This window comes from Kitasatospora sp. NEAU-69, from assembly GCF_057158765.1.
This window is the reverse complement of the sequence record NZ_JBWXUE010000008.1, coordinates 97,191-122,645: the sequence shown is the minus strand read 5'-3', so window position 1 is coordinate 122,645 and position 25,455 is coordinate 97,191. Positions and strand designations below refer to the sequence as shown.

12 protein-coding genes are annotated in these 25,455 nt (G+C 72.7%); 3 read left to right on the top strand and 9 right to left on the bottom strand.

The window, feature by feature from the left end; translation table 11 throughout:
- Positions 1-24: 24 nt before the first annotated feature.
- The 3 genes from AC060L_RS11775 to AC060L_RS11765 form a co-directional block, all read right to left on the bottom strand.
- Complete coding sequence (locus tag AC060L_RS11775; RefSeq protein WP_483798601.1) at positions 25-14,232, bottom strand: hypothetical protein; 14,208 nt, start codon at positions 14,230-14,232, stop codon at positions 25-27.
- 119 nt (positions 14,233-14,351) lie between these two features.
- Positions 14,352-14,831 (bottom strand): WXG100 family type VII secretion target, encoded by a 480-nt coding sequence (locus tag AC060L_RS11770; RefSeq protein ID WP_483798600.1) that lies wholly within the window; start codon positions 14,829-14,831, stop codon positions 14,352-14,354.
- Positions 14,832-14,860: 29 nt separating this feature from the next.
- Positions 14,861-15,175, bottom strand: coding sequence for a WXG100 family type VII secretion target (locus AC060L_RS11765; protein WP_483798599.1), 315 nt, complete (start codon positions 15,173-15,175; stop codon positions 14,861-14,863).
- Positions 15,176-15,404: 229 nt separating this feature from the next.
- Here AC060L_RS11765 and AC060L_RS11760 point away from each other — a divergent pair, with 229 nt between their 5' ends.
- Entirely contained in the window at positions 15,405-16,037 is a 633-nt protein-coding gene (locus AC060L_RS11760; protein ID WP_483798598.1) for a hypothetical protein, read from the top strand.
- 98 nt (positions 16,038-16,135) lie between these two features.
- Here the strand turns inward: AC060L_RS11760 and AC060L_RS11755 are convergent, their stop codons facing one another.
- Both AC060L_RS11755 and AC060L_RS11750 read right to left on the bottom strand, forming a co-directional pair.
- The gene (locus AC060L_RS11755) at positions 16,136-18,871 is read right to left on the bottom strand and encodes a right-handed parallel beta-helix repeat-containing protein (protein ID WP_483798597.1); all 2,736 of its coding nucleotides are present in this window, start codon (positions 18,869-18,871) and stop codon (positions 16,136-16,138) included.
- A 14-nt stretch (positions 18,872-18,885) separates the two neighbouring features.
- The gene (locus tag AC060L_RS11750) at positions 18,886-20,508 is read right to left on the bottom strand and encodes a hypothetical protein (protein ID WP_483798596.1); all 1,623 of its coding nucleotides are present in this window, start codon (positions 20,506-20,508) and stop codon (positions 18,886-18,888) included.
- 341 nt (positions 20,509-20,849) lie between these two features.
- Here AC060L_RS11750 and AC060L_RS11745 point away from each other — a divergent pair, with 341 nt between their 5' ends.
- Positions 20,850-21,545, top strand: coding sequence for a response regulator transcription factor (locus tag AC060L_RS11745; RefSeq protein ID WP_483798595.1), 696 nt, complete (start codon positions 20,850-20,852; stop codon positions 21,543-21,545).
- A 65-nt stretch (positions 21,546-21,610) separates the two neighbouring features.
- Here the strand turns inward: AC060L_RS11745 and AC060L_RS11740 are convergent, their stop codons facing one another.
- The 4 genes from AC060L_RS11740 to AC060L_RS11725 form a co-directional block, all read right to left on the bottom strand.
- Positions 21,611-23,017, bottom strand: a complete 1,407-nt coding sequence (locus tag AC060L_RS11740) for an EsaB/YukD family protein (RefSeq protein WP_483798594.1) — start codon at positions 23,015-23,017, stop codon at positions 21,611-21,613.
- A 43-nt stretch (positions 23,018-23,060) separates the two neighbouring features.
- The gene (locus tag AC060L_RS11735; protein WP_483798593.1) at positions 23,061-23,378 is read right to left on the bottom strand and encodes a WXG100 family type VII secretion target; all 318 of its coding nucleotides are present in this window, start codon (positions 23,376-23,378) and stop codon (positions 23,061-23,063) included.
- Between the two features lie 52 nt (positions 23,379-23,430).
- Positions 23,431-23,790: a WXG100 family type VII secretion target gene (locus AC060L_RS11730; RefSeq protein ID WP_483798592.1), complete on the bottom strand. Its 360-nt coding sequence runs from the start codon at positions 23,788-23,790 to the stop codon at positions 23,431-23,433.
- A gap of 145 nt (positions 23,791-23,935) precedes the next feature.
- Positions 23,936-24,910, bottom strand: coding sequence for a GlxA family transcriptional regulator (locus AC060L_RS11725; protein ID WP_483798591.1), 975 nt, complete (start codon positions 24,908-24,910; stop codon positions 23,936-23,938).
- 161 nt (positions 24,911-25,071) lie between these two features.
- Between AC060L_RS11725 and AC060L_RS11720 the strand changes: the two genes are divergently transcribed.
- Positions 25,072-25,371 carry a putative quinol monooxygenase gene (locus AC060L_RS11720; protein ID WP_483798590.1) on the top strand — a complete coding sequence of 100 codons (300 nt, stop codon included), beginning with the start codon at positions 25,072-25,074 and terminating at the stop codon, positions 25,369-25,371.
- Positions 25,372-25,455 lie beyond the last annotated feature (84 nt).

Here is a 25,455-nt window from a genome sequence, read left to right as displayed (position 1 = left end):
AGAACACCCTAGCGGTGGGCCTGTTCAGCGGGACTCGCAGTTGGAGATCTTGAGGTCGGCGGGCTCCGGGCGGTTCTGGAGCGTGGTCCGCAGGTCGGGGGTGGTGGTGTGCCAGAGCTGGTGGTCCTGGTCGAGGGGGTCTTGGTCCAGGGGGTGCAGGCCGAGGGGGGTGAGCAGGGCCGACTGCTCGGGGCCGGTGGTGGCGGTCACCAGGACGTGGTCGGCGGACTCGTCGGAGGCGAGCTTGGCGGCGCGGTGGAAGAGCGCGTCGGTGATCTCCTGTGCGCGGCCCTGGGTGGTGTCCGGGAGGAGGGAGGTGATGTGGAGGACGCGGATCGGCTGGTCGGGAGTGGTGCCGGCCGCGAGGGACTGGAGCGGGTGGCTGTCGGAGAGGGTGGTGGTGGCCAGGCCGCCGACCTCGTAGCGCAGCAGGCCCATCGCGCGGCCGTCGTGGGGGTTCAATTGGCCGTCGCCGGCCGGGGCGTGCCAGGTGACGGCCTCCAGGCGGCCGGTGGTCAGGTCGCGGGTGGGGAGCAGCGGGACGGACAGCGGAGGCAGCGTGCCGGCCGAGGTGGCCGCTGCCGCCTGGGAGGCTGCGGCGGCCGAAGCAGCGGCGGCGTTCTTGGCGGCGGCCTCGGAGGTGTTGATCGCGGCGGAGGCGGCCGCCTCGCTGGTGGCGACCGCCTCCTCGGGCGTCGCGGCGGCGGGGCTCAGCAGGACGGCGCCGACCGGGACGGCGGGGAGGGGCACGGTGGTGACCGCCGGCCGGACGGGCCCGGGCACCTTGAGGAAGGCGGAGGAGGCAGCGGAGGAAGTCGGGGAGGCGGACTTTTCGGGGGTGGGCGGGGCGGGAGTGATGGTGATGACGGGTACGGGCGGGGCCGGCGTCGTGACGGTGACGGCCTTCGGGTCTGCCTCAAGCCGGGCGGGTGGCAGGGTGACCGCGCTCGGGGCGGTGATCGGGGCGGTGGTGACGGTGGGAGTGGTGGGGATGGTGGTGACAGTGGGGGTGGTGATGGTGGGAGTGGTGGTGAGAGGGGTGGTGGTGATGGGAGTCGAGGGCGGGAGTTCCTCGTACTCCTCGATCTCGATGGTGGTGACCGTGTAGCCGAGGGCCGGGGGTGCCGTGGGCGTGACGACGATGGTGGGGAGCGCCGCACCCGCCGAGCTGACCGGCGTGGGCTGGACGGGGAGCCACTGGGTGCCCTGCGGGGCCGCCTGTGTGAAGACCGTCCGGCCGGTGCCGCGGACCTGCTCGGTCACCTCCTCCTTCGGGATCGACACCGCGAACGGGACCACGCCCGACAGGCTGTGCGCCGTCGCGGCGGCCTGCGCCTTGTCGCTCCGGCCGTGGTGGAAGGTGAACTCGAACTCGACGTGCCCGTCGAAGTGCACCAGCGAGACCGGGAGCTTGGAGCTGGCGATCGCCCGCCCGCCCGCCGCCTGCTCGCCGCCGCGCCGCTTGCGGTAGCCGCCGCCGAACGTGAAGATCGCCGCGAACTTGCCGGGCAGCTTGCTGAACTCCGCGCCGATCTGCGCCGTCAACTGGCCGTGCCGGGAGGTCAGGTGGCGCTCGGTGCGGCGGGCCGTGGTCTCGCCGACCAGTGCGACCTCGGCCCCCTTCTCCTCGCGGTCGTACGCGAGATCGACGACCTTCGCGGTGACCGAGACCCACGCCGTCTTCCCGTTCACCGTGAACGGCGCGCTGCGCAGCTCGCCGCCGGCGGTCAGCTGCGGCAGGTTGGCCCACAGCTTCTCGCGGCTGAACGCGCCCATCACCAGCTCGGAGCGGCGCTTGCCGCCCGCGCCCTTGCGGTTCCACGCGCCCTGGTAGGCCGCCCGGCCGCCGGCGTCGAGCAGGCCGCGCAGCGCGCCGACGTTCGGCAGGTCGCGGATCGGGTAGTTCGCGGCCAGGCCTTCGGTCCACACCTTCTCCGGCGGCACCTGGAGCTGGCGCGGCTGGGCGAGCTGCGCCGCCTCGGCGGCCCGCACGTCGGGGGTGACCGGCTGGTTCGAGGTCAGCCGGGCGGCCGCCGCGTCCGCGACCTTCACGGTGTCGGCGGTCTCCACCAGCGCCTGGAACCTCACCTCGGCCTGGCCGTAGGCGTGTTCCGCGACGCCGAAACTCTTCTTCGTCATCGGGGCGACGGTGCCCGCGACCGGTGGCGCGGCGAGCTTGGCCGCCGCCGAGGCACGGATCCGGTCGGTCGTCTCGGCGACCTTGGCGTCGTACTGCCTGCGCAGCGAGGCGACCTGCGCCTCGGTGCCCGGCTGCCCGACCAGCTCGTCGATCTGCCCCTGCAGCCAGTCCAGTCGGTGCTGAACGGCGGGGGTCTCAACCGGGATGCTCTGGTCGACCGTGCGGCCCCACGGCCGCCACGGCTTGCGGAACTCGAAGTTCAGCACGGCCACGCCGTCGAAGACGCTGCCGGGGACCTTGCTCTTGGTGCCGATGCCGGTACGGCCCGCGCTGGCCGCCTCGGCCGTGTGGTCCTGACCGCTGGTGTGGGTCACCGTGGCACCGGCGACCACGGCGGCCGGAAGTGCGCCGAGCGGGTCGGAGGTGGCGAGCACCTGGAGTGTGGTGGTCTGCGTCGCGCCGGTGGTCCGGGTCGCCTCGCCGTCGGTGGCGACGCTGGAAACGGCGCTGGTGGCACCGGTGTTGAACTCGGTGGCCTTGGTATTGGCACTGTGGTCGAGCTGCTTGATGCCCGCGGTGACGGTGACGCTGCCGCCGCCCTTGAGCGCGATCACCCAGGGCTGGCCGGCCATCAGCGACTTCATCCGCGGCTGGAGGCCGCCGACGGTGAACTTCTTGCCCAGGCTCTGCTTCGCCGCCGCCCAGGAACTCTCCGAGCCGAAGACGTAACGGCCGGTCTCGTCGAGCTGGTCGAGCACCGCGGCCGTCGCCGTGGCCGCCGTGACGGGCACGGCGGCCGAAGTAGTGGCCGGTGGCTGGACCGTGAGCACGATGTCCGTCGCCGAGAGCACCAGCGACTTCGCGATGCGCGGCGGCGCCGCGTGGTACTGGCTCGGCACCGGCTTCTGCTGGGTGGCCGGATCGATCGGCAGGTCGCGCAGCGGGAACGCGAACTTCGCCTGGGTGCTGGAGTGCAGCATCTGCGTGCTGCCCGGGATGCCCAGCGGGTAGGAGAGCTTGACCTCGATGTCGAACCGCAGGTCGCCCTGGAAGAGCGCGGCCGGCTCGACCGTCTTGCTCTTGGAGACGGCGTTGGCGGTGTCGTCCAGCGTCTCGCCGGTCAGCGTGTCGGAGTTGCGGGCGTGGCCGAGCGTGATCGAGACGTACGGCGCCTTCGCGGTCGCACCGGCCGAGGCGGTCCAGGTGTTGGTGTCGTCGGACATCTCGCCGAGGGTGGCCGAGGACTCACTGCCGACCTCGAACTCGAAGTCCTTGACCGACTTCAGGTACGTCGTCATGGTCGCCGAGGCGCTGGTGATCCTGACGTCGGCCGTGACGCCGTTGGCCGTGACCCTGGTGCCCCAGCTGTGGTCGCCGGTGAGCGCGGGGACCTGCGGGCGCAGCGCGATCGAGTCGAAGAACGGCAGCAGGTCGGACTCGACCTTGTTCCAGTGGCCGCCGAAGGTCGGCGCCAGCGAGGTGCGCAGCGTCTTGATCACGGCCAGCGGATCGCCGAAGGCGGTGACCACGTCGGACGCGCCGAGCTGGCCGAACTGCGAGACCCGCTCCGGCGGATCGACCGTCAGGGGCGTGACGACCGGCACGGGAACGGTGACGGGCGCACTGGTGTTCGCGGCGGCAGCGGCGGCAGCGGCGGCAACAGCAGCCGCCGCGTCGGCCCGGGAGAAGACCTGCTTCGCCGGCAGCGCGTCCGTCGTCACGTACTGCTCGGCCATCGACTTCGGCAGCGCGACGACGAACCGGATCTCGGTGTCCCCCGTGGCCGCGCTCGTCGGCTTGTTCTGCTCCTCGATGGTGAGGTCGACCTTCGCCGTGGCCAGGTAGACCACCATCGGCTCGGCGAACTTGCCGGCCGCGACGCTGCTGCTCGACTCCGCGCCCCGCGAGCCCTCGCGGTGCCGGTGCGCGAAGCCGCCGCCGATCAGCGGGACGCCGAGCGTGCTGTTGCCCGGCAGCTCGGCCTGGTAGCCGCCCTGCACCTGGCCGCTGAAGATGTGCCAGTCGGTGTTGCGGGCCGCGGTGCCCTGGGCGGACTCGTTGGTGAGGTTCAGCTCGCCCTTGTCCATCACCCGCAGGTACTCCAGCTGGAGCACCTGCGCGGTCGCCTTCGCCCGCGCGTCGCCGTGCAGCGGGCGGGCCAGCAGCGGGCTCTGCAGCGGCAGGCCGCGGGTCATCGAGGGCAGCCAGGCGGCCGTCCGCTCACGCCCGAAGGTGCTGCGGACGGAGGGCCGCAGCCCGGCCCAGTCCGAGCCGAAGAAGCTCCGCCCCAGGCCGCCGAACGTCGCTTCCAGGCCCGGGAGTTGCGGGTCGCCGAGGGTCCGGGAGGGCTGCGGGCCGACGAAGGCGTCGAAGACGACGGCCTCCTCGGGCAGGCCGAGCGAGCCACCGTCCTGCAGCCCCCAGGCCTCCGCGTTCGGACGCCAGGCCGTGGACCCCGGTTCGAGCAGCGGCGCTTCGAGCACCTGCGGGCCGGTGGTGCCGACCGGCGCGGTGAAGGTCTGCGGCGTCTCCACCGCCTGCGCCTCGCCCGCCTCGACCTGCGCCGAGAAGCCGAGCTGAGCCGTCGCACTGGCGGCCGTGGCCGCTGCGGCGGGGCCGGTGAGGTGGCGGAACGTCAGCGTGGCGACACCGTCGAAGACCACACCGCCGACCTTGGACTTGACGCCGCTGCCGTTGCGCAGCGTGACCTGGTCGATCGAGGTGTGGTCGCGGCCGTACTGCACGCCGACGCCCTCGGACGCGCGCATCGGCCCCTCGGCCAGCGGGCTCTCGGTCACGCTGAACGGCAGCTGGCCGCTCAGGCTGGACGTGTCGTTCGCGTTGAAGGTGCGGATCGCGTCGGTGCCGGAGTTGAACTCGGTCTGGTCGATGCTGCGGTGGTGCGACATCTCGGCGACGTGCGCCGAGATGGTGATGCTGCCGTGGTCGCCGGAGAGCGGAACCTCCAGCGGGTCGCCGCTCATCATCGACTTGAGGTCGGTCTGCAGGCTGAGCAGATCGACCTGGTTCAGGAACTCCTCCCGCACGCCGGCCCAGTCGGCGCCGAACTCGCTGCGGCCGAAGGACTCCAGCGAGCCGGCCGTACCGGCGTTGCCGAGCAGGGCCGGCACGCCGCCGCTGGACTGCTGCCCGTTGGCGCCGATCGCGAAGACGTTGCGGACGACGTCGGTGAGGCCGAGCGCGAAGGTCTGCTCGATGCGGGCCGGCGGGCGGTAGTGCACCTGCTTGGCGGGCGGCGGCGCGAAGGCCGCCTCGGCGGCCGGCACGGCCACCGGGACCGGGATGGTCACCGCCGCCTTGTTCGCCAGCGGGCCGGTCGAGCCGCCCACCGGCATCCGCTGGTCGTCCTTCTTGACCTGCGAGAAGTCGAAGTTCAGCCGGATCCGCGCATCGACCATCAGCGCCGGCTCGGGCGACTTGCCACGGCTGAACATCCGGCCGGTCGAGGAGACCAGGTCGGAGTTGATCTGGTCCTTCGTCACGCCGAGTTGGCCGGTCGGCGTGGTGTCGGCGGTCGCCTTGCCACGCAAAATCACGCCGACCGTGCCGCGCTTGCGGCCCTCCCGGAACGAGCCCGCGGTGGCGTAGGAGTCGCTGCCGTCCTCGAACTCCAGCTTCTTGATCGGCGCCACCGTGGTCGCCTTGACCACCGTGGCGGTCACCCGGACGTCACCGCGCCAGCCCGCGACGTCGAGCGAGATCGGCAGCGCGTCACCGCGGGTCATCGCGGACAGTCGCGGCCGCAGCGAGTTCAGGCTCAGCTCAGCCGACAACTGAGCCTTTGCATCGGCCAGTTGGCTCGGCTTCAGCACGGTGGCGAGCTGCGGCGCCAGTGCCTCGACCACCGCGTCGTCGGCCCCGGCGATCGGCAGCACCCGGTCGCCCGCGCTGAGTTGACCGAAGTCGATCATCCGGGGCGGCGGCGCGTTCAGGCCGGCCACTCCGGGCAGGGTCAGCTGCTCGGCGCCCGCGTCGGTGTCCTTCAGCAGCGCCTTGACCGGGCGGGCGGTCGAACTCCCCACGCTGCCGAGGGTGGTGTTGCCCTCGCCGTGCACCTCGATGTGGACGCCGAGGCCGTCGGCCAGCACGGCGGCGAAGAACGGGAGGTCCTCGCGGTTGTAGGCGGCGTCCCAGTTCCGTACGGCGTCGGAGAGTTCGGCGGCGGTCGGGGTGGCCGCCGCGGACGGGACGGTGGTCGGGCTGACGAGGGCGAAGTGGGCGGGGTCGGTACCCGCCACCCAGTCGGCCAGGTGCGCGGTCACCAGCGGGCGCAGCGCGGCGAGTTGCGGAGGATTCTGATCGCGACGGTAGGTCGCGAGGACGCCGTGCGGGTCGGAGAGCCAGGTGTGCAGCGGGTCGGCGACCGCCAGGACGCCGGCGTCGGTGAGCTGGTCGCGGGCGAAGACCGGGTCGCTGACGACGGTCAGGTCGATCAACTCGGCCGGGCCGAAGGGGATCGCGACCTCGGTGGAGGGCTTGGGCTCCTTCTTCGGCTCGGCCTTGACCGGCGGGGCGGCGACGGTGACGGGGGTGGGGGGCGCCACGTGCGGGACGGGCGGCACGGTGAGGGTGGCGGACGGCGCCACGGTGACGGACGACGCGACGGTGGCACCCGACACCGGGGTGGTGACCGGGGGCGCGACGCTGGCAGTGGTGACCGGGGGCGCGGTGCTGGTGGTGGCGACCGAGGGCAGCGGGCGCAGTGCCGAGAAGTGCGCGCCGCCGAACTGGCCGCCGTCGCGGTACAGGTGGACGGTCGGGCGGCCGGGCTCCGAGCTGAGCGGGGAGAGCGTGTTCGTGTCGTCCAGGACGGCGAGGTTCAGCCCGAGCGACTCGGTCACGACGAGCGGCGCCGAATCGAAGAAGGCCGTGTTCCAGAGCGCCTGGTTGCGGATCGCGACATCGACCATCGTGCTCATGCTCATCCCGGCCAGCGTCGCCGGGTCGAGCAGCACGGGACCGCGCGCGGTCGGGGACAGCCAGAGCGGCTGGGCGAACTGCGGGCGGACGGAGACCAGTCGGCCCCAGACCTGGTTGGAGAAGTAGACCGCGACCTGCTGCCGGGTGCCGATGCGGCCCCCGGTGATCGGCTCGACCAGCGTGGCGACGACCTCGGCGCGCACCGCGGCCTGCCAGTCGCCGGTGGTCGGCAGCGGACCGGGCCGGCCGGCGACCTGCCAGAGCTGATGATCCGTCAGATCGTTGACCATGACGTCCAGCACCGGCGGGTTGGCCGAGTCGAGGTTGTTCCGCAGCGCCTGACCGCCCGGCCCGCGCAGCCAGTCCGAGGCGTGCGTGCGCAGCCCGGGAACGTCCAGCGCCTGGTGCGGCCAGCCGCCCAGCTGCGCGTGCGCGCCGACCAGGACGGAGGTGAAGAGGCAGTCGCCGTCACCCGGCACGGTGAGCGCCTCGAACGGCCGACCCTGGACGTCCAGGTTGGCCCGGTAGGTGCCGCGCGGGCGGGTGGCGATCTCGGCGACGGTCGTGGCGCTGATACTCGCACTGGTGCTCGCGGAGGAGCCGGCCGAGGTGCTGGCGTTCGTCATCACCGTTCCGCTGAACGCACTGACCGAGGTCACCTCCTCGCCGGTCGGGGTCGGTGCCAGGACCACCGGCGTCAGACCGGTCGTCACCGTCGGCGTGAACTTGACCCAGCGGCCGGGCCGGCCCTGCTCATCCGGCAGCAGGCCGAAGCTGGCCCGGCCCAGCGAGTCGGAGACCACCACGTCCGTGGTCGGCGCCCAGACGGTGAGCCCGGTCCGGTCGGCGACCGCCTGACCGATCGCGACGCCGTCCTCACCGGTCACGCCGGCCCGGCAGGCGGGCAGCACGATCTGCGCGTTCTGCCCCAGGCTGCCGAGGCTGGGCCGGCGGGACAGCACGGTGCCGAACTCCGGACCGCGCAGCTGGGCCTTGGTGATGGCGCCGGCCGCCGCGCCGGTGCTGGTCTCCACCGTGACGGTGCGCTCGGAGCCGTGCACGATCGCGGTGTAGAGCGAGGTCCCGGGCGACCACGGGGTCCGGTCGAAGGAGTGGATGTCGGCGCCGGTGAACTGGGTGCGACCGGCGTCAACCGGCTTGAAGTGCGCGAACTCCGGCTTGGCCGGATCGAAGTGACTGAGCGTCAGGTCATGGTCGAAGATCCGCCCGATGGCCGAGCTGTCCGGCAGGGTGTCGAGCACCTTGCTGACGATGTCGCCGATCTCCACCGAGCCGGCCGGGAAGGCGGGCAGCGGGTGGTCGAGCAGATCGCCGTGCACGGGGGCGGGCGGCTCGGCCTCCGGGGTGAGCGAGTGGTCGGGGGCGAGCGCGTCGTCCGGGGAGAGCGAGTGGTCCATGGTGAGCGAGTGGTCCGAGGTCAGGGAGTGGTCCGGCGTGAGCGAGTGGTCGGGCTCACCCGAGGGCTTCGGGCTGTCGCCGGACGGGCGCAGCTCGGGGCGCGGCTGCGGCAGCGGGGTCTGCGAGGCGGGCGGCTCGCCGCCCTGGTCGCCGCGGAACGGACCGGGGCGACCCTGGTCCCCCGCGGCCTTGGTGAAGACGTCGCCGTTCTTCTGCTCGTCCGCCAGCCACTTGTCCAGGTCGAGACCACCGTCACCGGTCAGCTTGTCGTGCAGCTCGATCCAGTCGTGCCGGAAGCCCGCCACCTCGTCCGCGAAGCCGCCCGCCGCGTCCGCCGCGTCGATCCCGAAGCTGCCCACACCACCGAACGAGTCGCCGAACGCCTTGCCGCCGCGCCACATCGCGCCTTCGAGGTTCAGCTCGTGGTCGATCCGGCGGCCCATCCCGCCGGACAGGTCGCCGACGTCCTTCCGGAAGGCCAGGTACCGCGGGTCGAGGTGGTCGTTGACCAGCGGCCGCGCCCCGCTCTTCACGTCGCCGAGGTGCTGGTCCGCCAGGTCGTTGATCTTCGCGGTGTACTCGTCGCCGATCCGGCCCAGACCGGACTCGCCGAGGTCCCAGCCCTTGCGGTCCAGGGTGTCCCGCATTCCGGCGAGCGTGTCCTCCAGGTCCTGGTGGAAGTGCAGCCGGCTGTTCAGCGCGGACGGCGACAGCAGATCGCCGGCCGCGCCGGGGCGGGTCAGCGCCTCGGTGGTCGGCGCGGTGCGGTAGCCGTCCCTGGCGAGGCTGTCGTGGACGGCGTCCTTGAGGTCCTTGGCCAGGCTCTGCTTGGCCGAGTTGATCGCCTCGTCCGAGTAGCCGTGCGTACCGGCCACCTTGTCCAGCGCGGCATCCGCCTGCGGCAGCAGTTCGAGGTCGAGCGTGAAGTCCGCCTGGATCTTCACGCTCGCGCCGCGCAGCGCGTCCTTCGCGGCGCCCTGTTCCGCGGGTGAGAAGTCCTTGAAGCCGCTCGGGCTCTGGTAGGCCTTGCCGAGCTCCTTGCCGACCTGCGGACGCAGCGACTCCAGTTCCGGTCCGGAGAGCGGCTGGTTCGGCTCGTGGCCGGGCCGGGTGCGCTGGTCGCGCAGCGAGGAGATGTGGTCCATGACGTGGTCGGTGTGGTCGAGCACCGTGCCGGCGTAGTCGTAGCGGCCGGGCAGCGAGTCGTCGAGGGACTTGACCGAGGGCAGCTTGGCGTCCGTGTGGGAGAGCTTGTCGAGCTCGTCGGTCAGCTGGTTCCTGACGATCTCGTCGTGCTGCCCGTCGGAGCCGCCATGCCGGTCGATCCGGCTGTCCACCGTCTCCCTGAACTCGTTGATCTCCAGCTTGTGGTCGAACTGGCTCGGGAGCTTGTTCAGCCGGTCGTCGACCTTGGCGGACCACTCGTGGTGCAGGGCCGTCAGCTGGTCGTCCGTGAGCTTTGCCAGGTCGCGGTCGCCGACGAGAGCGCGGAAGTCGTCCTTCAGCGCCTTCTCGGTGTCCGTCAGGATGTCGTGCACCGTCGCCTCGTCGAGGCTGTCGTGCCGCAGGCCGGCGCCGGTGTCCTTCTCCCACTTGGTGAACGCGTTGTCCACCTTGCTGGGCAGGTTCTCCAGGTCGACGTTGCGGTGCTCGGCGAGCCCGAGCAGGTTGCCGGTGTGGTCCAGCAGGTTCTGCTCGCCGGCGTACAGCAGGTGCGTGACGGCGGCGTCCGGGGCCGGGTGCGGCAGCCGGGCGCCGACCCAGTCGCCCGCGCCCAGCTTGCCGCCGGTGGCGACGTCGTCGTACGCGTTCGCCCAGTCCTTGTGGAACTGGTGCTCCAGGTCGCCGCCCGGGCGGCCCAGGTTCGGGTGCTGCTCGGTGAGCTGCTGCCAGGCCGACTTGGCGTCGTCCTGCACGGTCGGCAGCTGCTCGGCGGCATGGTGCAGGTCGGGCAGCGAGTCGGTGATCCCGTGCAGCTCGTGGTCCAGCTCGTTCAAGGCGTTGGCGACGGCATCGGGTTCATAGCCGGCGTCGCCCAGCTTGACCCGGGCTCGGGCGAGCGCCGCGTCGATCTGCAGGCTCGCCTGCTGGCCGACCAGCGCGGCGGCCTCCGGCGGGGGCCGGTGGCCGTCGGCGGGGCTCCAGTTCCGGATGTCGTGCAGCGCCTGTTCGGCCCGCTTCGCTGCTGAGTCCTCGAAGGTGTAGCGGTCCGGCAGGCTGTCCTGCAGGCCGTGCAGGTGGTCGGTGAGCCGCTGCGGCAGCGACGGCGTGCCGTTCGGGCTGTTGGGGTCGTGCGGCCCGTTGGGGTCGTGCGCGTCGGCGGCGAAGGTGTCGAAGGCGTTCTTCGCGTCGTTCAGCACGCCCGCGTGGGCCGCGGCGTGCGCGGACTCGGACGGGCGGCCGCCGTGGAAGAGCGAGTCCAGCTCGGGGTAGTGCAGCTGCTTGCTCGCGAGCGGGCCGAAGTCGTGCAGGTGCTGGGTGGCGTCCAGCGTGTCCCGCAGGTTCGTCATCAGGTGGTTCTCGACGTCGCCCCAGCCCTTGCGGACGTTCCACAGCGCCGCCGCCTTGGCCTTCGCCTCGGCGGCCGGATCGGCGTGCGGGGTCTTGCGGAGGTTCGTGAGCTCCTTGTCGAGGGAGTTGCGGAAGGCGTCGTTCAGCGCCTGCGTGCTCTGCCCGTGCACCGAGTCGAGCTCGGACTTCGACCACTCCGGGTGCGCCGTCTTCCAGCGGTCCAGCGTGTCGCCGAGCAGCTTCGAGGTGTCGCCGAGCAGGTCGTTCGCCTGCTCGTGGAACTTGCCGCGGCCGGGCAGGTCGTGGTCGATCGAGGAGAGGTGCCGGTCGAGCGTGCCCTTCGCGTTGACCTTGGTGAACGACTTCTCGTCGAGCGGGCGGTAGCTGGCGTCGAAGGCGTGGTTCAGCTCGGAGCGGTAGGCGTCGGAGGCGCTCTTGACCGCGTCGTCGGAGAGCCCGGCAGCCCGCCAGCCACGCTCGGCGACGGCGACCTTCTTGTCCACCGTCGAGGCCCACTTCTGGTGCGCCGTCTCCTTCTCGGCCCGCCCAGGAAAGGTCTTGGCAAGGTCGTCGGCCTTCTTGGTCAGCGCCTTTCCGGCCTTCGCCCAGTCACCCGGACGGGTGTCCTTGCCGCCCAGACCCTTCAGTTCCTTCTCGAAGGACGTGCGCAGATCGTTCTCCGCCGCTGCGAAGACCTTGTCCCGGGAGGCCGGGTCGAGCTTCTGCAGGCGGCGCGAGCCGCGGACCGAGTCGTCGAACTTGTCGCGGAACTTCTCCTTGACGAGGTTGTACTTCTCCTCCAGCTTGAGCTTCTCGTTGTAGTCGTGGGTCAGTTGGCCGGTCTTGTCACGGAAGTCCTGGCCGCGCTCGGGGTCGCCGCGGAACGGGTCGGGGTACTCTCCGGCGTTGCGGCCGGGACGGTCCGCACCCTCGCCGGCGCGGGAGCCGGACCCGGAGCCGGCGTCGCCCGGGTGGGAGCCGTCGGCGGGCGGCGCGCCGTGCTGGGCGGGCGGCTCATGGCTCGTGCTCGTGGGCTTCGAGTGCAGGTCTTCCGACTTCACAGCCTCCGGCTTCACGCCCTCCGGCTTCACGGTCTCCGGCTTCACCGCGACGGGCTTCGCGCCATTGCCGCGGCCCAGGTCCGTGTTGCCCTTCGCGCCGGCCGCCGCCTGGTCGCCCGCGCCACCGACCCCCTCGCCGGCCCGGGTGGGCGTGGCGTCGGCCGAGGTCGGGACGGTGTTCCGGTCGCCGCCCAGTGACTCCGGCTCCACAGGCGCCGCCGTCCGCTCCGGCTTCGTGCCGGCGCCCGGCCGCTCCCCCAGATCCGACGAGTTCGACGGCTTCGACGTGCTCGACGAGTTCGACGTGCTGGATTGGCTGGACTGGCTGGACGGCCCCTCGGACACCTTCCCGTCGGGCCGCTCGCTCGGGTTCGGCAGACCGTCGGCCACCTTGCCGTCCGGCCGCAGCGAGTTCACAGGGACCTCGGCGGCCTTCCCGCCGCCGAGCGGCGCCTCCGGCAGCGCGGTGCCGTTCGTCACGCCGACGCTCTTGCCCTCGCTGCCCGCAGGCGGCGCCTCCGGGTTGGCCAGCGGGTCGTTCACCCCGCGCCCGGTGCCGCCACCCGACCGGTCGCCGACCGAGAGCGGGTCGTTCGGCCGTCCGGTGCCGCCGCCGAGCGTCGGACGGTCCTGGGAGGTGCCCTGCGGCGTCAGGCCCGAACCCGGCTGGTCCAGTTCGGACGGCTTGCCCAGCTGCGGCCCGCCGTCGGCGGGTGCGACCGGCCGCCCGGTCGGCGGCTCGTTGTCGAGGCGCGCGGGCACCGGCGTCCCGGCCTTGCCGGCCGCCGAGCCCTCACCCTGCTGCCCGGCGCCGAGGCCGCGCTCGCCGACCTCTGAACTATTAACGCCAGAACCAGAGTTGAGCGAGGAGTCAGGCGCGACCGAATGGGCCGGGCCACCCGTCTCCAGGCCCGACGTGGAGCTCTTCACCGTGTTGCCGCCGAGGCCGCCGCCGAGCTCCTCCGGCGTCGACACCGGGCCGCTGGACGTCCCGCGACCGCTGCTCTCGTCGACCGAGACCGGACGGTCCACCACCGGATTGCCCTGCCCGCTGCCGCCAGGGCGACCACCCAGGCCACCCGGGCCGCTCTGGTCGTCGGACGACAGCACCGGGCGGCTGGTCACCTCGTCCGGACCGCCGGCGGTGACCGGGCGGCCGCCGTTCTCGACCGGGATCTCGCCCGGCCCGTCCGGGGTCTTCGGGATCACGTCACCGGGCCCACCGGACACCGGCCGGTTGATCGACCCGGGCGGCAGTTCGCTGATTGGCGCGGGGATCTCCTTGATGCCACCGAAGTTGCCGTCCGGCCGGACCGGCGGCAGACTGCCCGGCCCGTCGAAGCCGGTCTCCGGGGAGTTCACCGGGTGCACGGTGTCCACACCGGGCGGGGCGTGCACGCCCGCGCCCGGGTCGCCGAAGTGGTCGCCGCCGTTCACCGGGACGGTGTCGTTGTGCAACCACGGCTTGTCGCCGAGGCCCTTCACGATCGGGGCGAGCGCGCCGCCGATGTGCGCCAGGATCGGCAGGCCGCCGGCCAGCCCGATGCTGACCGCCTCGTTCTTCCAGAAGTCGACGCTGTTGTAGTCGGTGTAGCTGCCGTAGACCGCGTCGCCGATCGCCTGCGAGGCGATGTCGATGGCCAGCTGGACACCCGCCTGCAGGGCGGCGTCCACCGCGACGGTGCCGGCGAAGACCAGCGCGTCGGGCAGCGCGGCGGCGAGTGTGGCGCCCAGTTCGGCGATGACGCTGACGATGATGTCGGGCAGGATCGCGGCGAGCGCCGCACCCAGCAGCTCGCCCAGGCCCGGCAGGAACATCAGCGGGATCGACGCGAGCAGGCCGATCAGCTCGGCCAGCGCGGAGGCGTCGGCCTGCGCCTGCTCCTTGCCCATCAGGCTGACGATGTAGTCGCCGTAGGCATTGATGTGGTTGCCGATCTCCCGCGCGGCGTCCACCGCCGGCGTGAGCTGCAGACTGCGCAGGTCGTTCCAGGTGTTCTGCATCACCATGCTGCCGTCGCCGGTCCAGCGCACCCCGTGGATCAGGCCGTCCATCGCGCCGAACTGCTCGAACAGCCGGTCGCTGAAGTCGATCCAGGCGTTGCCCAGGTCGTAGATCGGGCTGACGTCGAAGGTCGGGTTGTAGTCGCCCAAACTCATGCTGGAAACCACCTTGCACACGGCCGGGTACGGCCGGAACGGTCAGGTCGTGGTGATGGGAAACGCGGAACACCCGTTCGCCCGAGCCGGGTTGGTGTCGGCCCGGGCGAACGGGCGGATCAGTAGGACTCGCTGATCGCGGTGAAGTTGGGATCGGTGATCGGGGTGCTGCCCGGGGCGCCGCTGCTCGGGCTGTTGTGCTCGTTCCAGATCACCGTGTCCGAGACGGATCCGGTGAAGTAGAAGAGGTCCACGATCGCGTCCTCGGCGGCGAGGTAGTTGTTCCCGGCCGTGTCGAGGGCCGCGGCGATCCGGCCCATGATGCTGGTCTGCGCGCTGTTCTGGTCGCCGGCCTTGCCGTAGAGCGTGGTCATGCAGGCGTCCAGCCGGTCGAAGAACTCCTGGGCCTCGTCGGCGGTCTGGCCGGCCCAGCCGAGCTGGAGGCCCTTCAGCGTGGTGAAGATGCCGGTGATGTCGGAGCTGATGCCGTCCAGCTGCACCAGCACCTGCTTGCTGAAGTTCAGCAGCATCTCGGGGTCCACCATGATGGTGGAGTCGGTGCCGGCGCCGGCGTAGACGGCGGGCGGTGGCGTGATCACGGTCGCTCCTCGCGGTGGTGCCGACGCGGCTACTTGGTCTGGAAGTTGGCGGTGTTCTGGTTCTCGACGTCGACGTACTGCTGGTGCGCCGCGGTCATCCGGGTGACCATCTCGTCCAGCAGGTCGTTCAGCGTCTGCATGTACTGGGAGAACTCCGCCTGGACGGCGACGAACGAGCTGCCGGCCGGGCTGTGCCAGAAGCCCTCGGCGGCCGTCAGCGCACTGTTGAGCGCCTCGACCTTCAGCTTGATCGAGTCCCGGCGCCCCCCGACGATCTGGATCGCCTCGGCCAGCTGCTCGACATCGACCTTGAACTCGGCCGGGGTGATGCTCGGTTCCGCCACGCCGCCCGCTCCTCTCCCCTGATGCCCGTCCGGCCGGCGTCTGCCCGGCCGGGCCGCCGCTCGGCAGGCCCGCTGCCGAGCGTAGGGTCGCCGCCGCGGCCCGGCGATTCCCCTTTTCCCGCGCCCACGGGTGTCCCCGAACAGGGACCTGGGCATCCCCCGCGCGCGCCCGCGAGGATGGGACAAGACTTCCGTACCATGACCGCTGCCATCCCCCCGCGGAGGAAAAGTGGCCACCACCCCGCACAACTCCCTGCACGGACCGCCGCGCGACGACAACACCGACGGACCGCAGTCCGGCGGCAGCAGCGACCCGAACGCCCCGTCGCCGTCGTACTACAGCGACCCGTACCTCCAGATGCTCTGGACGCAGGCCCCCGACATCACCGGCGACTTCCCGAACTCGGGCAGCGGCGGTGGCGGCGGCCACCGCAACCACCCGGCGATCGCGGTGGACCTCGGCTCGATCCGGGACACCGAGAACGGCATCCTCAGCCAGGCCGGCACCTCGGTGGCCGGCTACATGCAGCTCAAGGAGAAGGTCCGCGCCGCGATCGACGGCGGCTCGGTCTGGGGTCAGCACGCGACGAAGACCGTGCACCACCCGGCCATCGGCAACGCGCACTACGGCACGCCGGCCCGACCGGACACCCAGGAGGCGGACGGCCCGATCCAGCAGGCGGCGAACGAGTACGCCGCCGCGATGAACCCGGTGATGAGCGAGGTGCTGCGGCAGATCGCCGACGCGATCGAGAGCGTCGGGCAGTTCACCGCCTGCCTGAACCGGGCCGGCCAGCTCTACGCGCACGCGGACCGCGGCTCGTTCTTCCCCGACCCGCCGGCCGCACCGGCCACCACGTAGTCCGTCTGAGACGCTGCTGCCCCCGAAGGACTTCGTCCTTCGGGGGCAGCAGCGTCTCAGATCACTCGCCGGCTCGGATCATTCACGGGCTCGCCGGTTCAGACCGCGTCCACCGCAGGGACGTCCTGCGGCAGCAGCGTGAGCAGGTCCTCGGTGGTCGGCTCGGCCAGCTCGGCGACCCGGCGGGCGTGGCGCTCGGTCATCCGCTGGAACAGCTGACGGGCGGTGCGCCCGTTGCCGAACCGGTCGTCGCGGCCGACCGTCACGAAGTACTCGACGAGCGCGGCGCCGGTCGCCTCGGTCAGCTCGTAGCGGTGCCGGCGGGCGTTGCCCTCGACGATGCTGACCAACTCGGCCGGCTCGTAGTCGTCGAAGACCAGGGTGCGGGCGAACCGCGAGGCCAGACCCGGGTTGGCGTCGATGAACCGGCCCATCTCGTCCGGATAGCCGGCCACGATCACCACCACGTCGTCGCGGTGATCCTCCATCAGCTTGACCAGCGTGGCGATCGCCTCCAGGCCGAAGTCGCTGCCCTGGCCGGCCGGGACGAGCGCGTACGCCTCGTCGATGAAGAGCACCCCGCCCAGCGCCCGGCGGAAGACCGCGGTGGTCTTCGGCGCGGTGTGACCGATGTACTCGCCGACCAGGTCGCCGCGGTCGGTCTCCACCAGGTGCCCCCGGGAGAGCAACCCGAGCGCGGCCAGGATCTTGCCGTAGAGACGGGCGACCGTGGTCTTGCCGGTGCCGCTGTTGCCCGCGAAGACCAGGTGCCGGCTGAGCGGTGGCGGCGGCAGGCCGGCCTCGGTGCGGCGGCGGACCATCTGCATCACGTTGACCAGCGTGGAGACGTCGTGCTTGACCCGCTCCAGGCCGATCAGCGCGCGCAGTTCGTCGAGCAGGTCCTCCAGGCTCGGCGCCGGCTCGGCTTCGCCGTCGGGGCCGGTGCCGAAGGCGGGGCCCGCGCCGGTCGTGCGCACCGCGGGGGCGCCCGCACGGACGGGAGCGCCGCGACCCTGGGCGGGCAGCGAGTCGACCGTCACGTTCTCGACCTGGCAGTGCTCGAAGACCGGCGCCGCGCCCTCGGCGAGCTTGAGGTCCTCGTCGGTGTCGTGGATCCGGCAGCCGCTCAGCACCGGCGTCGCGCCCGCGCCGACGTAGACGGCCGGGAACCCGGTCGCCGAGATCGCGCAGTCCGCGAGCACGCCCTGGGCGCCGTCGGCGAGGTAGACGCCGTTCTTCGCGGTCCGGGTCACGCTGACCGCGCGCAGCCGGGGCCTGGCACCGGACCAGACGACCAGTCCGCTGCCCTCGGTGTCGCTGATCTCGCAGTCGCTCAGCCACGGGGTGGCCCGCTCGCCGATCAGCACACCGGCCGACCTGGTGTTGCGGATCCTGGTGTCCACCACCAGCGCGCCGCTCTCCTCGCCGAGCCGCAGCCCGGTCTCGGCGCAGCCGTCCACCTCGCACTCCTCCACCAGCGGGCGGTGCGCGCCGGTCAGATCGATGCCGGTGCCGCAGTTGCTCACGGTGCACCGACGGGCCGTCAGATCACCTCCCTCGACGGCGATCCCGGTCAGCGCGGCGCGCTCCACGGTGGTGCCGCGGAGGTCCAGCAGCGAGCGCTCGGTGGCCCGCAGGCCGTGCTGCGGGGTGCCGCGCACGGTGCAGTCGGTGAGCGAGGCGCGGGCCGCGCCGGCCAGGTGGACGGCGGTGTACTCGGTGTCGCTGATCGCGCAGTCGACCAGCACGAGTTCGGCGTCACCGCTGGCGAACAGGCCGTTGGCGGCGGCCCGTTGCACGGTGCTGCGGCGCAGCTCCAGGCGGGCCGAGCCGGTCGCGGCGAGCGCGCTGTCGGCGGTGTCGCGCACGGCGGTGTCGAGCAGCCGCAGCACGGCCTCGCCACCGACCAGCAGGCCGGCCTTGCCGGTCTCGGCGATCCGGCAGTCGCGCAGCTCCAGCACCGCGCGGTCGCCCGCCTGCACACCCGTGCCGGCCGTCCTGGCGATCTCGCAGTCGAGCAGCAGCACGCCCTCACCGGCCGCCGATGCCTGGCCGTCCGAGGCCGACACCTGGCCGCCCGGGGTGGCGGCGGTGCCCGAGCTGCCCGGGGCCGGTGCGGAGGCGTCGGTGCGGCCCGCGTCCTCGCCGATCAGCAGGCCCTGGGCCTGGCCGTCGGTGAGCCGGCAGGAGCGCAGCACCGGGCGGGCCTCGCCCTCGATCCGCACCGTCGGCCCGGCGGAGCCGGTGAACTCGCAGTCGGTCCAGGTGCCGCGCGCCGAACCGCGGACCAGCAGCGCGCTGCCGCCCGCGCCGGAGACGGTCAGCGCGCCGACCACCGGGTCGGCGCCGTGCTCGACCAGAACGGCCACGGCGTCCGCGGCGGTGACCGTGGTGCGCTCCACGGTAGCCCGGCTGTCACCGGCCAGGTGCAGGCCGATCGCGCCGGGGCTGCGCAGCGCGCAGTCGCGCAGCGTCGGCGCGGCGTCGCCGGAGACCTGGAACCGGCCGCCGGTGAACTCGCAGTCGGCGAACAGCGCCGCGCCGCCGCTGACGGCGACCACCGGCTGCCCGGGGTCGCCGCCGCGCACGGTCAGTCCGCGGACCTCGCCGCCGGCCAGCACGGTCAGCGCGGTGCCCCGCTGGGCGACCAGCTCGACCGTGCCGGGGCCCTTCTCGGCGACCAGGGTGATCTCCTGGTCCAACACCAGGTTCTCGGCGTAGACACCGGGCTGCACCGAGACCACCGCGCCCGGCGCGGCGGCCCGCAGCGCCGCGCCGATCGTGTGGTGGGCGCCCCAGCCCTTCGGGGAGACCCGCAGAATGCGACCGCTCATGCTCGGGATCCCGCTCAGTTCTCGGTGCAGGTCAACCGCACCGCAGAGGCGGCGTCGTGCGCGTGCGAGGTCGAGGAGGTGTAGTCGATGCCGGTGTTGACCATCTTCAGCGTGACCTTGCCGGAGCTGACGCCGAAGGTGTCCTGGTCCACCCACCGGCCCAGGTTGCCCACCTGCGACATCGAGAAGTTCCCGATCGGCGCGGTGTTCATGCCGTACTCGTAGTCGTCGCCGAACAGGTAGTAGTACGTGGGATTGCCGCCCACGTACTGGATGTTCGAGTTGTTCGGCACGTAGATGGAGAGCCGGCAGGCGGCCGAGCTGAACTTGCCGCTGAAGTCGAAGTGCCAGAGCGCGCCCTGCGTCTTGTCGTAGTGGCCGGGCGTGGCGTCGCCGAACATCGGCTCCGAGTAGTAGGTGCCGTCGCAGCCGTCGCCGCTGTAGCCGCCGGTGCTGGACTTCAGCCAGCCGGAGACGCCGAGCGTGAAGTCGGCGTCCTTGCCGAGGAAGCCGGTCGAGCCGTCCGAGCAGTTCGGACCGGCCACCGCGGTGTACGTCGGCTTCGCGGGCGCCGGCGGGGCGGCCGGTGCGGCGGCCGGCGGCTGGGCCTGCTGCTGCACAGGCGCCGCTGCGGGCGCCTGCTGCGGAGCGGCGGGCTGCGCGGGCTGCTGGACGGGCGCCGCGGGGATCTGCGGCTGCGCGGGGGCGGGCTGGTTCTGCGGCTGGGCCGGGATGTCGGGCTGACTGTTGTTCTGCTGGATCGGGGGCACCGCGAAGCCGCCACCCGAACCGCCCGAGCCACCCGTGCCGCCGCCCGAACCACCCGAGCCACCGGACCCGCCGCCCGTGCCGCCGGCGAACGAGCCGGGGCCCGGGTCGGCGATCGGCGGCTGCTGACCCGGCGCCTGCGCGGCCGGCGGCGCAGTCGGCGCCGAGGCGCTCTGCGGCGCGGCGGACGGCGGCGTCGGGGCGGCGCTGCGGGCGTCGGCGACCGGCGCGGCCAGCAGGCTCGGCGAGGCGGCCGGCTTGGCCGTGGCCTTGCCGGTGCTGCTGCCGATCGCGCCGATCACCAGGGCCGCGAGGCCCGCGGCGACGGCCACGGCGGTGCCGATCATCACCAGGCGGCGGCTGGACCGGGCTTGGTCGGCCTCGGGGCGGACGCCGCCGATGAACGCCGCGATGAAGCCGTGCCGGTCGGCCTCCTCCATCGGACGGCCGGGCTCGGTCGGCGGGGTCTTGGCGGGGACGGCCTTCGGCGGCACGGCCTTTGCGGACGCGGCCTTCGGCGCATCGGCCGGCTTGGGCGCGTCAGCGGCCTTCGACTCGGTCGGCTTGCTCGGCTCGCTCGCCTCCTTCGCCTCCTTCGGCTCCGGCTTCGCGGTGGCCGGGCTCTTCGGCAGCACGGCCGTCACGTCCGGGCCCGTCGTCGAAGCCGACGAAGCCGACGAAGCAGCCGAGTTGGTCGCCGAGGAGCTCGCCGACGTGTCGGCGCCGCCGGCCGGCACCGCGGCAGCGTCGCTCGACGGCGTGGCCGTGCCCGTCTCCCGCCGTCCGGAGACGCTGCGGGACCGGCCGCCGCCCCCCACGGGCTTCGCTTCGGAAGCCGTCGGCCCGGCGGGAATATCTTTCTCGGACACGTGCTCTCCCCACTTGTGCGCGCCCTCGGAGCAAGGGCCCCGGAATCATGCGCGCTGATGACTCACCGATTTTCCGACGACCGGAGAATACCGTGATCAAGGGGGCCGGATTCTCGTCAATTCTGAACGGAAAGTGAACTGCTGACGAGTCTTGGTGAAACTCTCCGACGGCCCGTCAGTGGGCCCTGACCTGGTGAACCTTCCCATCTCCGCGCTGCGTCAAGAGAAATGACATCGCGGCGACCGAAACGGGTCCGCCTCCTCGCGGCTGCCGGCCGGTCGGGTTCGTGCGGCATGCTGTGCGCTGCGGGGACCACACCAGCCGGAGGTAGCGGCACAACATGCCGGCCATTTCACAAATAGCCATCGTCGAGCACCAGAGTCTGCTGCGGCACGGGATGGAACGAGTCATTTCACTGAGCGAGCAGATGCGCGTGATCGCCACCGCATCGAGCCCGGACGAGCTCGACTGCGCCGGCGAGCGGCCGGACGCCATCGTCTACGGCCCGGCGCCGTACTGCGAGGGCCTGGTCGAGGAGATCCGGGCCCTGGCCGAGCTGTCCAGGGTGATCGTGGTCGGTGACTTCAGCGCGCCACACGCGCTGATCGACGCCGTCCAGGCGGGCGCGCTGGGCTGCGTGACGCACCAGGTGAGCGACCTCGAACTGCGGATCGCCGTGCGCACGGTCGCACTCGGCGGCTTCCACGTCGCCCCGCTGCTGGCCGGCCAGCTGCGCGAGGAGCTCGGTCAGCTCGGCCGTCCCGACCCGCGGGTGCTCGCGCCGCGCGAGCTGGAGACCGTCCGCTGGCTGGCCGACGGCCTGACCCACGCGCAGATCGCCCGCCGGATGGGCCTCACCGAGGCGACGGTGAGCACGTACGTCAAGCGGATCAGGTCCAAGCTGGGCGTCGGCAACAAGGCCGACCTGACCAGGACCGCGATCGAACTGGGCCTGCTCGGACACCGCGCCGGGCCGGGCTCGCGTGGCGGCGCGAACGCCGGCGCCGGCGCGGTGGTTCAGGTGGGCGGCCGCTGACTCCCGCCGGGGCGGTCGTTCGCCGCCCCGGTGGGAGTCGGCACCACATCGGTGCTGCACCGGCGCTACAGGTGCCGCCCGAGACCCATCAGCTGGCCGAAGACTCCGAAGCCGGCCAGCATCAGCGGGATGCTCAGCGCCCCGAGCACCGCACCGGCGGTGCCGAGCCAGGCCGGCCGGCGCAGCGCGCGCAGGTCACTGCGGAGCAGCCGGCGCAGCCCGTAGCCGAGCAGCCCGAGCGCGCAGAGCGCGAGCAGTGCGGGCACCGTCCAGCTGGGCCAGTGCAGTTGGGCCGGTCCGGTGAGCAGCAGGGCGAACAGCCCGGCGGCGCCGGCCAGTGCGCCCGGGACCACCTCGACGACCACCTTGGCCGAGCCCGCCCGCAGCAGCAGCGCCAGCCCGAGGCAGCCCGCGATCGCGCTGCCGTAGACCGTGTGCGAGGTGCCGAGCAGCACCACCGCCACGCCGAGCAGGACGGCCAGCAGGCAGCCCCAGACCGCGAGCAGCACCATGGCACTGCGCACCGCGGCGCGCAGTTGCTCGCCCTCCTCCGGGTCGGTGGCCGGATCGGCCGGACCGCGCCGCCGGAAGGCCGCCGCGACGATCCGCCCGGCCGTCGCCGGAGCCGCGCTGAGCAGCAGGAACGCGACGATCGCGACCACCGCCGCGCTCTGCGCGGGATCCGCCTTCAGCGCGACCAGCGCCCCGCCGGTGACGGCCGAGACGAGCGCCGCCCCGAGCACCGCGAGCGTGGTCACACCGCTGGCCGCCGCATAGGCGAGGAACGCGCCGAGCAGCACACCGGCACCCGCGCAGGCGACGGCCAGGCCGTCGGCGGTCACCGCCGGGTGCGCCCCGCCGGTCAGCGGCTGCGCCCAGCGGACCGTCACCAGCGCCCAGCAGGCGACCGCGAGCGCGGGGACGGCGGTCAGCGCGGCGCCGATCCGCAGCGCGGGCGGCACCGGCCAGCGGCGCTCCCCCGCGACCCAGGCGAGCAGCGGCAGCAGCAGGCCCGCGCCGGCTGCCAGCGCGCCGACACCGGGCAGGCCGACCGGCGTCATCGCGGCCATCGCGAGCAGCGCGGCGGTCAGCCAGACCAGACCGGCCGAGAACACGGTGGCCGCCCGGGCGGTGGCGTCCCAGGGCCGGTCCAGCAGCTGGCCGGAGGCCTGGGCCACCTGTTCGGCGACGTCCAGGACGACCGGCTCCTCCAGCTCGCCGGCCAGCAGGTCGCGCAGGTAGAGCACCTGGCCGTCGGCGATGCCGAGGTCGGCCAGCGAGCGCTCCGGGGCGAACGGCCCCGCCAGCGAGGTCGCCAGCGACCAGGCCGGCGGCATCAGCTCGTTCTCCTCCAGCGCGCACAGCCGGGCGAGATCGTCGACGTAGTCGGTGATCGGTGCGCCGGCCGGGACCGCGAGGTCCACCTGCCTGCGCTCGCCGACCACGGTGATCCGGCAGTACTCGTCCGCCATGATGTGCTGTCAGATCCTCTCGGGGGTACGTGACTTGGTGCGGTCAGCGGTGGCGCCAGGTGGACACGTTGGCCCACTCGGCGTCGGAGTAGTTGGCGAAGTTGACGTTCATCACGGCAGCCACGTTGCCCAGCACGCCGTTCGGGCCGAACAGGCCCTCGGCGGCGGTGTTCCACTCCTGCTGCAGGATCTCGTAGTCGGCCTGCGCCTCACTGGTGTTCCAGGTGTCCTTCAGCGGAGCGAGCAGCGCGACCAGCCGCTGCAGCTCGCCGATGATCTCCTCGGCGGAGGCGTAGATGTGCGGGCCGACCTCGCCCAGCTGGGCGTGGACCAGGATCGAGGTCGAATCATTGCGCGGCACGGCGTTCTCCTCTGGGGTTCTCGGGGGGAGGGGGCGATCGCTGACGGCTCGGTCAGCCGAGCCGCAGCGGCGGAAGCTCGCTCTGCAGCTGGTCGATCTTCTGGAGCGCCGCGTCCTCGGACGTCGAGTAGTTGACGTACGTGCCGCGCAGGCCCTGGGCGATGCCGGTCAGCGCCTCGTGCAGCATCCCGGCGTAGACGTCCCACTCCTGCATGTAGATGTTGAAGGCCTGGTGGGCCCCGCCCTGCCAGTACGACTCGACATTGGTGCGAACGTACGCCTTCAGCGCGTCGAGCTGCTGCTGGATCTCGGTCGCCGTCGAGTCGACCTGGACCGACGCGTTCTGGACCTCCTCCGGTGTGACCCGGAAGGTCCTGGCCTCCAGCATGCCCGGCTGCCCCTGCTCGGCCATCTGCCCCGTCCTGTTCCGCGGCGGCACTGTGCCGCGCCGCCGCTCTGCCCGTGGGTACCGCTGTCTAGCCACACACTGGCAGCGGGGACCGGACGGCGGGCAGTCCCCCGTTCTGGTGTCCCCTCCGGCACGCTCACCCGGGACGTCAGCCGCGGCGCAGCTCCCCCGCGGTGACGCCGCGCCGCTCGCGCAGCAGGATCCGCAGCGTGTTGCCGTTCTCGTAGCCGACCCGGCGGGCTATCGCCTCCACCGGCAGGTCGGTGCTGCGCAGCAGGTGGCAGGCCTGCTCGACCCGGACGTCCTGGGCGAACCGCACCGGGGAGGTGTCCAGCGTGCGGCGCACCGCGCGCTGCAGGGTCCGCTCGCTGACGCCGAGCGCGCCGGCCGCCTCGGGGATGCTCAGCGGCTCGGCGAGGTGGGCCCTGATCCAGGACTCGAACGCGGCCACCACCGGGTCGTGTTGGGCCAGGATGCTGGGCAGCGCGTAGCCGGCCTGGGACGGACGGTCGTCCACCACCAGGTAGCGGGCGACGAGTTCGGCGAGCGCCGGGCTGGTCATCCGGACGATGGCGAGCGCGAGGTCGACATGGCCGAACGCGGCGCCGGCCGTGGTGACGGTGCCGGAGGTGACCACCATCCGGGTGTCATCGAGCCGCACGGCGGGGTAGCGCTCGCGGAAGACCGGCGCCAACCACCAGCTGGTGGTGGCGAGTTCGCCGTCCAGCAGGCCGGCCTCGGCGAGCAGCGCGGTGCCCGAGCAGGCCGAGGCGATCAGCTGGCCACGGGCGTGCGCCTCGGTGAGCAGCCGCCGGGCCGGCGCGCAGGCCGGCGAGGCGACGTAGTCGATCAGCTCGCGCGGGGTGCGCTGGAAGAGCCCGGGGAGCACCAGCAGGTCGGCGGCGGCGAGATCGGCGGCCGGGTCGTCCGCCGGGAGCACCGGCACCTGGTGGCCGGCCCCCGTGCGCACCGGGCCGGGCCCTGCGGCGCCGACCGTGCGGACCCGCCAGTGCGGCGGGTTCGGCAGCTCCGCGCCGAGCTGGTCGGCGGTGCGCAGCACGTCGAGCACCGCGGAGAGGCCGGAGTCGAAGACGCCATCGACCACGAGTATCGCGATATCCATGGCGGAAACCGTATCAACGGTGTCGGTCGCGACACTCGATCACGGCCCGCGACCGCCGTAGCGTCTCTCTCGTCAGGAACGACCGCACGACCGCGACACCGCGGCATCGCGGCACCACACCGACCGGTGCCGCTGTGCGACTTACGGCAAGGAGCCACCCCATGAGCAAGATCGGCCTGCTGGTCCGCTTCGAGACCAAGCCCGAGTACGCCGCCGAGTTCGACCAGCTGCTGCGCGACGCGCTGGAGCTCGCCCGCGCGGAGCAGGGCACGGTCAGCTGGTTCTCGTTCCGCGAGGACGGCAACCGGTTCGGCGTCTTCGACACGTTCGAGGACGAGGCCGGCCGCACCGCGCACCTGGAGGGCGCGATCGCGGCGGCGCTGATGGAGCGGGCGCCGTCGATGCTGGTCGCCCCGCCGACGATCCAGCGGATCGACGTGCTGGCCGCCAAGCTTTCCTGAGCCGCAACCGCAACCCGCAGCCACACCACAGACAGCCGCGGCGGGAACCTTTCCCCAAAAGAAGGGGAGGGGGGGGGGAAGTCT

Coding starts and splice junctions, on each gene's coding strand:
- AC060L_RS11730 (WP_483798592.1), bottom strand. CDS start 23,790: ATGGCCGAGCAGGGGCAGCCGGGCATGCTGGAGGCCAGGACCTTCCGG.
- AC060L_RS11720 (WP_483798590.1), top strand. CDS start 25,072: ATGAGCAAGATCGGCCTGCTGGTCCGCTTCGAGACCAAGCCCGAGTAC.
- AC060L_RS11740 (WP_483798594.1), bottom strand. CDS start 23,017: ATGGCGGACGAGTACTGCCGGATCACCGTGGTCGGCGAGCGCAGGCAG.
- AC060L_RS11725 (WP_483798591.1), bottom strand. CDS start 24,910: ATGGATATCGCGATACTCGTGGTCGATGGCGTCTTCGACTCCGGCCTC.
- AC060L_RS11745 (WP_483798595.1), top strand. CDS start 20,850: ATGCCGGCCATTTCACAAATAGCCATCGTCGAGCACCAGAGTCTGCTG.
- AC060L_RS11755 (WP_483798597.1), bottom strand. CDS start 18,871: ATGAGCGGTCGCATTCTGCGGGTCTCCCCGAAGGGCTGGGGCGCCCAC.
- AC060L_RS11775 (WP_483798601.1), bottom strand. CDS start 14,232: ATGAGTTTGGGCGACTACAACCCGACCTTCGACGTCAGCCCGATCTAC.